General features: G+C 70.4%; 9 protein-coding genes and 1 pseudogene. 6 read left to right on the top strand and 4 right to left on the bottom strand.

Features of this window, described 5'->3' with window-relative positions; genetic code table 11:
- The 6 genes from whiA to FRW57_RS13485 form a co-directional block, all read left to right on the top strand.
- Nucleotides 1-284, top strand: a 284-nt coding sequence (gene whiA / locus FRW57_RS13510) for a DNA-binding protein WhiA (protein ID WP_152186222.1), incomplete at its 5' end; no start/stop codon positions are given.
- 135 nt (nt 285-419) lie between these two features.
- Nucleotides 420-1,424 carry a type I glyceraldehyde-3-phosphate dehydrogenase gene (gene gap, locus FRW57_RS13505; protein WP_137121554.1) on the top strand — a complete coding sequence of 335 codons (1,005 nt, stop codon included), beginning with the start codon at nt 420-422 and terminating at the stop codon, nt 1,422-1,424.
- Between the two features lie 3 nt (nt 1,425-1,427).
- The gene (locus FRW57_RS13500) at nt 1,428-2,630 is read left to right on the top strand and encodes a phosphoglycerate kinase (RefSeq protein ID WP_152186221.1); all 1,203 of its coding nucleotides are present in this window, start codon (nt 1,428-1,430) and stop codon (nt 2,628-2,630) included.
- Nucleotides 2,631-2,636: 6 nt separating this feature from the next.
- Nucleotides 2,637-3,452, top strand: a complete 816-nt coding sequence (tpiA, locus tag FRW57_RS13495) for a triose-phosphate isomerase (RefSeq protein WP_152186220.1) — start codon at nt 2,637-2,639, stop codon at nt 3,450-3,452.
- A gap of 151 nt (nt 3,453-3,603) precedes the next feature.
- On the top strand, nt 3,604-3,849 hold the full coding sequence (gene secG, locus FRW57_RS13490) for a preprotein translocase subunit SecG (RefSeq protein WP_137121557.1): 246 nt from the start codon (nt 3,604-3,606) through the stop codon (nt 3,847-3,849).
- Nucleotides 3,850-3,903: 54 nt separating this feature from the next.
- Complete coding sequence (locus FRW57_RS13485) at nt 3,904-4,254, top strand: RNA polymerase-binding protein RbpA (RefSeq protein ID WP_137121558.1); 351 nt, start codon at nt 3,904-3,906, stop codon at nt 4,252-4,254.
- An 80-nt stretch (nt 4,255-4,334) separates the two neighbouring features.
- Here FRW57_RS13485 and pgl read toward each other — a convergent pair whose 3' ends face one another.
- The 4 genes and pseudogenes from pgl to FRW57_RS13465 form a co-directional block, all read right to left on the bottom strand.
- A complete protein-coding gene (pgl, locus tag FRW57_RS13480) occupies nt 4,335-5,120 on the bottom strand; it encodes a 6-phosphogluconolactonase (protein ID WP_202911526.1) in 786 nt (261 codons plus the stop codon).
- Nucleotides 5,117-6,313, bottom strand: a complete 1,197-nt coding sequence (gene opcA, locus FRW57_RS13475) for a glucose-6-phosphate dehydrogenase assembly protein OpcA (RefSeq protein WP_152186219.1) — start codon at nt 6,311-6,313, stop codon at nt 5,117-5,119. Before opcA ends, pgl begins: the two co-directional genes overlap by 4 nt.
- A gap of 55 nt (nt 6,314-6,368) precedes the next feature.
- The gene (gene zwf, locus FRW57_RS13470; RefSeq protein WP_137121560.1) at nt 6,369-7,913 is read right to left on the bottom strand and encodes a glucose-6-phosphate dehydrogenase; all 1,545 of its coding nucleotides are present in this window, start codon (nt 7,911-7,913) and stop codon (nt 6,369-6,371) included.
- Nucleotides 7,910-8,434 (bottom strand): annotated as a pseudogene (locus FRW57_RS13465) (glucose-6-phosphate isomerase); the annotation flags it as partial. The pseudogene FRW57_RS13465 and the gene zwf, both read right to left, overlap by 4 nt.

Below are 8,434 nucleotides of genomic sequence, written 5' to 3'. Positions count from 1 at the left end.
GCCGCTCCGCGCGGGCTGCGGTCGCGGCGGGCGCCCGGGTCGCCCGGGCGCTGGAGATCCTCGGCGAGGACGTGCCGGAGCACCTGCGTGAGGCCGGGCAGCTGCGCGTGGAGCACAAGCAGGCCAGCCTCGAGGAGCTGGGCCAGCTGGCCCAGCCGCAGATGACCAAGGACGCCGTCGCCGGCAGGATCCGTCGGCTCCTCGCGATGGCCGACAAGCGCGCCTCCGACCTCGGCATCCCCGGCACCGAGGCCAACCTCACCCCGGAGATGCTCGACGGCTGAGCCCGACCTGCTCGTGACCCACGGCTGAAGGAATCGGGTCCATCCCATAGGCTCGACCTGTCGCACTGCGGTGCGCGCGCTCGGGGCCCGGCTCCGCACGCGACCTCCGATCTCGTTCAGGAAGGCATGATTCCCGTGACCGTTCGCGTTGGCATCAATGGCTTTGGCCGGATTGGCCGCAACTTCTTCAGGGCCGTCCTGGCCTCTGACGCAGACATCGAGGTCGTTGCCTTCAACGACCTCGACGACGCCAAGACCCAGGCACACCTGTTGAAGTACGACTCCATCCTCGGGCGCCTCGACGCCGAGGTCAGCGTCGTCGAAGGCGGCATCCAGGTCGGCGACAAGACGATCAAGTCGTTTGCCGAGAAGGACCCAGCCAAGCTGCCGTGGGGCGACCTCAAGGTCGACGTGGTGCTCGAGTCCACCGGGTTCTTCACCGACGCCACCAAGGCCAAGGCCCACGTGGACGCCGGCGCCAAGAAGGTCATTATCTCGGCACCCGGCAAGAACGAGGACTTCACGGTCGTCATGGGTGTCAACCACGACGGTTACGACCCGCAGGCGCACACGATCATCTCCAACGCCTCCTGCACCACCAACTGTCTCGGCCCGATGGCCAAGGTGATGCACGAGGAGTTCGAGATCGTCAAGGGTCTGATGACGACGATCCACGCCTACACCGCCGACCAGAACCTGCAGGACGGTCCGCACCGTGACCTGCGCCGGGCGCGGGCCGCGGCAATCAACATCGTGCCGACCTCCACGGGCGCGGCCAAGGCCATCGGGTTGGTCCTGCCCGAGCTCAAGGGCAAGCTCGACGGCTACGCCCTGCGCGTCCCGGTGCCGACCGGCTCCGCCACCGACCTGACCTTCGAGGCGGCCCGGGAGACCACCGTGGAGGAGGTCAACGCGGCGGTGAAGGCGGCTGCCGAGGGACCGCTCAAGGGCATCCTGAAGTACACCGAGGACCCGATCGTCTCCAGCGACATCGTGACCGACCCGAGCTCGTGCATCTTCGACGCCGGTCTGACCAAGGTCATCGGCAACCAGGTCAAGGTGGTCGGCTGGTACGACAACGAGTGGGGCTACTCCAACCGCCTCGTCGACCTGATCGACTACGTCGGCCAGAGCCTCTGAGGCATGCTCACGATCGACACGCTGGGCGACCTCCGCGGCAAGCGGGTGCTCGTCCGCAGTGACCTCAACGTGCCGCTGGACGAGGACGGTGCGATCTCCGACGACGGCCGGGTCCGCGCCTCGGTCCCGACGCTGCGGCGCCTGATCGAGGCCGGTGCGCGCGTCATCGTGTGCGCCCACCTCGGCCGCCCCAAGGGCGTGCCCGACGAGGCGTTCTCGCTCGCGCCGGTGGCCCACCGGCTGGGCGAGCTGCTCGGCATACCCGTCGCCCTCGCCCAGGACACCGTCGGCAACTCCGCGCGCAGCGTGGTGGCAGCGCTCGAGGACGGTCAGGTCGCGGTGCTGGAGAACCTGCGGTTCGACCCGGGGGAGACGGCCAAGGACGACGCCGAGCGCGGCGCCTTCGCCGACCAGCTCGCGTCGCTCGCGGACTGCTACGTCAGCGACGGCTTCGGGGTCGTGCACCGCAAGCAGGCCAGCGTGTATGACGTGGCGCAGCGACTGCCGCACGCGGCCGGTGGCCTGGTGCAGGCCGAGGTGGAGGTCCTCCGGCGGCTCACCGAGGACCCCCAGCACCCCTACGCCGTGGTCCTCGGTGGCGCCAAGGTCAGTGACAAGCTCGAGGTCATCGCCAACCTCCTGCAGACCGCTGACCGGTTGCTCATCGGCGGCGGCATGGTGTTCACCTTCCTGGCCGCGCAGGGCCACGAGGTCGGCAAGAGCCTGCTCGAGCGCGACCAGATCGACACCGTCAAGGGCTACCTCGACCTGGCCCGGGAGCGCGGTGTGGAGATCGTGCTGCCCACCGACATCGTGGCTGCGACCGAGTTCTCCGCCGACGCCGACCACGAGGTCGTGTCGGCCGAGGCCATTCCGGCTGACCGGATCGGCCTGGACATCGGCCCGGACTCGGCCGAGGCGTTCGCCGCCGTCCTCGCCGACACCCGCACCGTGTTCTGGAACGGTCCGATGGGGGCCTTCGAGATGGCGCCCTTCGCGGCCGGTACCAAGGCCGTGGCGCAGGCGCTCGCCGAGGTGACGGCCGGCGGGGCTCTCACCGTCGTCGGCGGCGGCGACTCGGCAGCGGCCGTGCGCCAGCTCGGCTTCGACGACGACCAGTTCGGACACATCTCCACCGGCGGGGGTGCGAGCCTGGAGTACCTCGAGGGCAAGCAGCTCCCCGGTCTCACGGTCCTGGAGGGCTGAGCACGCATGGCACGCAACACCCCCCCGGCGACGGGGCGCACCCCGTTGATGGCCGGCAACTGGAAGATGAACCTCGACCACCTGCAGGCCACCCACCTGGTCCAGAAGCTGGACTGGACCCTGCGCGACGCCAAGCACGACTACGCGGCCGTCGAGGTCGCCGTGCTACCGCCGTTCACCGACCTGCGCAGCGTGCAGACCCTGGTCGAGGGAGACAAGCTCGACCTCCGGTTCGGCGCCCAGGATCTGTCCGTGCACGACTCGGGTGCCTACACCGGGGAGGTCTCCGGGGCGTTCCTGTCCAAGCTGGGCTGCCACTACGTGCTCGTCGGGCACAGCGAGCGCCGGGAGCACCACGGCGAGGACGACGCGGTCGTGGGCGCGAAGGTCAAGGCGGCGTTCCGGCACGGCCTCACCCCCATCCTGTGCGTCGGCGAGTCGCTCGACGTGCGGCAGGACCAGGGGCACGTGGCCCACTGCACTTCGCAACTGGACACCGCGCTGGACGGAGTCACCCCGGAGCAGGCGCGGGGCCTGGTCGTGGCCTACGAGCCGGTGTGGGCGATCGGGACCGGCGAGGTCGCCACCCCCGCGGACGCCCAGGAGGTCTGCTCCGGTGTCCGCACCCGCCTGGCCGAGCTCTACTCCGGCGACACGGCGGACGGCATACGCATCCTCTACGGCGGCTCGGTGAAGCCCGGCAACGTCGCCGCGCTCATGTCGGAGGAGGACGTCGACGGAACGCTCGTGGGGGGAGCCTCGATCGTGGTCGACGACTTCGCCTCGATCTGTCGCTACCGCGACCACCTGCAGACGGCCTGAACCTCAGCGCGCGGGCGGGGACCACCCCGGCGCCAGCAGCGCTCGGTGTATCCTGACGCAGGATCCTGCGGGCCGCTGAGGACGTGAGCCGTCTGGCCGTGCGCACGGCCCTGATCCCGACCGACGACCGAGATTTGACGGGTGGACGAACGTGACAGCAGTGAAGACGGGCCTCGAGGTGCTCCTCATCGTCGGCGGCATCTTCCTGACCCTGCTCATCCTGATGCACAAGGGCAAGGGCGGCGGCTTGTCCGACATGTTCGGCGGTGGCGTCACGAGCAACCTGGGTGGGTCGTCGATCGCCGAACGCAACCTCGACCGGTTCACCGTGGCCGTGGCGATCATCTGGTTCGCGGCGATCGTCGGGATCGGGCTGATCAACCGCTTCGGGCTCTGACCCACCGGCCCCCGACACCCGCCCAGCCGGCACCGACCTCAAGGAGTCACCAACGTGGCAAGTGGTAATGCGATTCGCGGCAGCCGGGTCGGCGCCGGACCGATGGGCGAGGCGGAGAGGGGAGAGGCCGCGGCGCGTGTCGTCGTGTCCTACTGGTGCTCCAACGGCCACGAGACCCGTCCGAGCTTCGCCGAGGAGGCCGAGCTGGTCGTGCCCGAGCTGTGGGACTGCCCGCGATGCGGGTTCCCTGCGGGTCAGGACCAGACCAACCCTCCGGCCCCGCCGCGGGCCGAGCCGTACAAGACGCACCTGGCCTACGTGAAGGAGCGGCGCAACGACGCCGACGGCCAGGCGATCCTCGACGAGGCCCTGTCCAACCTGCGCGATCGCGGACTGATCCGCTGAACCGTTCTGCCGCGGCACGGTTCTGCCGCGGCGGAGTGCCCGCCGCGGCTCCTCCCCAGCCGGAGCCGGTCAGGGACTGGTCAGGGGCTTGCAGGACGCACCAGCTGCCGCGGCACGCGAGCAGCCGCAGCGCGGTCGAGCAGCCAGGTGGTGGAGCGGACGCCGCGGACACCGGCGGCCGGGGCCTGCATCGGTCCTGTGCCCGACAACGCCAGGCCCACCGCGTCCGCCTTGTCCGAGCCCGACACCAGGAAGCAGACGTCGTGCGCGGCACACAGGGCGCGGAAGGTCAGGGAGATCCGGGTCGGTGGCGGCTTCGGGGCGCCGCGGACCCCGATGACACTGCGGTCCTGCTCGTGCAGAGCGGGGTGCTCGGGGAAGAGAGACGCGACGTGGGCGTCCGGTCCGACACCGAGCAGCAGCAGGTCGAACGTCGGCACGTCCTGGCGAGGTGACTCCTCGGCGGCGCGGGCCGCCAGCTGCTCGGCATACCGTGCGGCCGCTGCGTCGACGTCGGAGTCGTCCCCAGCCGCGGGCATCGGGTGGACCCGCGACGGATCCAGCGGGAGCTGGTCGAGCAGAGCGTCTCGTGCCTGCGTCTCGTTGCGGTCGGGGTCCCCGGCCGGCAGGTAGCGCTCGTCACCCCACCACAGGTCGACCCCGGACCAGTCGATGGCGTCCCGACCGGGCGACGAGCCCAGTGCCACGAGGAGGGCCGAGCCCATCGAGCCGCCGGTCAGGACAACGTCGGCCCGCCCGCGGGCGGACTGCGCCTCGACCACGGTCGTGACCATCCGGTCGGCGGCAGCCTCCGCCAGCGTCTGCCGGTCCGCGTGGACCACCACGCCGGGCGTGCGATCGGTCACGTCGAGCCCTTCCCCTGGCCCTTCGTGGCGGCGTCCCGCTTGCCCGGCTCCTTGGTGTCGCTTTCTGTCTTCGCCTTGAGCTTGCGGGCCGCGGCCTCCTTGACCGCCTTCGTGTCGGAGCGGGCCGTTCCCTTGCCCTCCGGAGACGGCGACTGCACCATCTTGCTGCTGCCGATGTCCTTGTTGCGCCGAGCCGCCGCGCGGGCCGCTCGACGTGACTGCTGCAACGAGGGCGCCTCGCCCCCTGCCACGGCCTCGCTGGTGGGCATGCCCTTCTTGGGGTCGATGAGCTGCAGGCCCTTGGTCAGGACCTCCTCGTAGACCTCATCGCGGTCGAGGCGCCGCAGCTCGTCGGCCAGGCACTGTGCGGTCGTCCGCCGAGCCAGTGAGATGCGGCGGACGGGTTGGCCGGTCTGGGCGAGGGTGGCGACCCGTCCGTCGGGACGCACCAGGTCCACCGGTCCGCTCTTGCGCTCGAGGCGCACGCTGGTCATCCCCACCCCGTTGCGGCCGCGCGTGCGGCGCACCGGGCACTTGAGCGTGAGAGCGAGCCAGGCGGCCAGCAGGTCGGTGCTCGGTGAGTCCCCGGCGCCGGAGACCGTGGCCTCGAGGACCGGCTCGTAGGGCGGCTGGTCCAACGCCGCGGCGAGCAGACCCCGCCACAATGTGACGCGGGTCCACGCCAGGTCGGTGTCGCCCGCGCGGTAGGTCCTGGCCCGCTTGGCCAGCTGCACGTGCGGCTTGCTGCCGGTGGCTGCGTCGGTGATGCGCCGTCCCGCCATCTGGCCGAGCGGGGACGTCGCGACGTCGTCGGGTGCCTCGGTGGGCCACCAGGCCACGATGGGGGAGTCGGGCAGCAGCAGGGGGGTGACCACGTTGTGCCCATGGTCGGCCAGCTTGCCGTAGAGGCGCATCACCACCACCTCGCTGGCCCCGGCGTCGCCGCCCACCCGGATCTGCGCGTCGAGCCGGTTGGCGCCGCGCTTGTCGCCCCGGATGACCACGACGATGCGGCACGGGTGCTGGTGGCTCGCGTCGTTGGCGTCCTCGATCGCTTGGTCGGCGTCGGTCTCGTTGACCAGGACGACCAGCGTGAGGACTCGGCCGAGGGTGGTGGCGCCCATCTCGTTGCGCATCCGGACGAGGCGCTTGCTGATGCTTGTGGTCGAGGTGCTCGGCAGGTCGACGATCACCGGGGTCCCCGATCAGTATCGGAGCGAGGAACGAGTGGAGAACTGAGCGGGGTGGTCAAGGCATCCTCCAGTGGCGCCCGTCCCGGCGCATCATCTCATCGGCGCTGGCCGGTCCCCAGCCGCCTGCGGCATACGGCTCCGGTGTGCCCTTCTTGGCCCAGAACTCCTCCACCGGGTCGAGGATCTTCCAGGACAATTCGACCTCCTCGTGCCGAGGGAACAGCGGTGGATCACCGAGCAGTACGTCGAGGATCAGCCGTTCGTAGGCTTCGGGACTCGACTCGGTGAAGGCACTGCCATAGCCGAAGTCCATGGTCACGTCGCGCACCTCCATCGACCCCGCGCCCGGGACCTTGGAGCCGAAGCGGATCGTGACACCCTCATCGGGCTGCACCCGGATGACGATGGCGTTCTGACCGAGCTCTTCGGTCGCGGTATCGCTGAAGGGCAGGTGCGGTGCCCGCTTGAAGACCACCGCGATCTCGGTCACCCGCTTGCCGAGCCGCTTGCCGGTGCGCAGGTAGAACGGCACCCCGGCCCACCGACGCGTGTCGATCTCGAGCTTCACCGCGGCATACGTCTCGGTGGTCGAGGTGGAGGGGATCCCCTCCTCGCCGAAGTAGCTGACGACCTGCTCGCTGCCCTGCCATCCGGCGGCGTACTGACCACGCGCGGTGCTCTTGGCCAGGTCCTTGGGAAGGCGGACCGCCGACAGCACCTTCTCCTTCTCCGCCCGCAGGTCCTGGGCATGGAAGGAGACGGGCTCCTCCATGGCCGTGAGCGCGAGCAGCTGCAACAGATGGTTCTGTATGACGTCGCGGGCCGCCCCGATCCCGTCGTAATAGCCGGCACGGCCGCCGATGCCGATGTCCTCCGCCATGGTGATCTGCACGTGGTCCACGTAGTTGGCGTTCCACACCGGCTCGAACAGCTGGTTGGCGAAGCGCAGCGCCAACAGGTTCTGCACCGTCTCCTTGCCCAGGTAGTGGTCGATCCGGAAGACGGAGTCCGGTGGGAAGACTCCCTCCACGATCTCGTTGAGCGCGCGGGCGCTCTTGAGGTCGTGGCCGAAGGGTTTCTCGATGACGACCCGGCGCCAGGTGCCGGGCCGGGGGGTGGACAGGCCGCTCTCGTCGAGCTGTTGGCAGACCACGGAGAAGAAGGCCGGTGGCACCGACAGGTAGAAGGCGTGGTTGCCGCCGGTCCCGCGGGCCTCATCCAGTTCGGCCACCGTCTTGCTGAGCAGCTGGAACGCGTGGTCGTCATCGAACGTGCCTGGCACAAAACGGAACCCGTCGGCCAGGTTGCGCCAGACGTCCTCGCGGAACGGGGTCCGGGCGTGTTCGCGCACCGACTCGTAGACGATCTTGCCGAAGTCCTGGTCGGCCCAGTCGCGACGAGCGAAGCCGACCAGGCTGAAGCCCGGGGGCAGCAGACCGCGGTTGGACAGGTCGTAGATGGCCGGCATGACCTTCTTGCGGGCCAGGTCTCCGGTGACGCCGAACAGGACGAGGCCGCACGGCCCCGCGATGCGCGGCAGGCGCTTGTCGCGCGGGTCGCGCAGCGGGTTGACGCCCTGGGCGATGCGGGACGGGCTCACCGGCTACCTCCGCTGTCGGTCACCTGCGACTCGGCCAGTCCCAGCACGCCGCGCAGCTGCGCCAGACCCGCGTCGTGCTCGGTCAGGTGCAGGCGCAGGACCGGGCGCTGGTGCTCCGCGAGGACCTTGGCATCGCCGGCCGCCTGGGCGGCGATGAACTCCCCGAAGGTGAAGTCACGTCCCGCGACCGGGAGGTCCTGTCGCGGTGCGGAGGTCACCTGCAGGTAGACGCCGGTGGCCGGGCCGCCCTTGTGGTACTGCCCGGTCGAGTGCAGGAAACGTGGTCCCCAGCCGAAGGTGACCGGGCGCCGCACGCGTTCGGCCAGCACCTGTCGCACGTCCGCCAAGGAGGCGTCCTCGACGCGGTCGAGGTAGGCCATGACCGCGAGGTAGCCCCGCTCCGGGTCGAGCTGACCGAGCAGTGCCTCGACGGCGGCCGGCACGTTGCCCGCCTCACCGAGCCAGTCGCCGCCGAGGGCGCGCGCCTCGATGGCCCCGTCGGTGAAGGCCGGCCCGGCGGA

Source organism: Segeticoccus rhizosphaerae, from assembly GCF_009192725.1.
In the GTDB taxonomy this organism is placed as follows: Bacteria; Actinomycetota; Actinomycetes; order Actinomycetales; family Dermatophilaceae; genus Segeticoccus; species Segeticoccus rhizosphaerae.
This window is presented reverse-complemented; position numbering and strand designations above follow the sequence as displayed.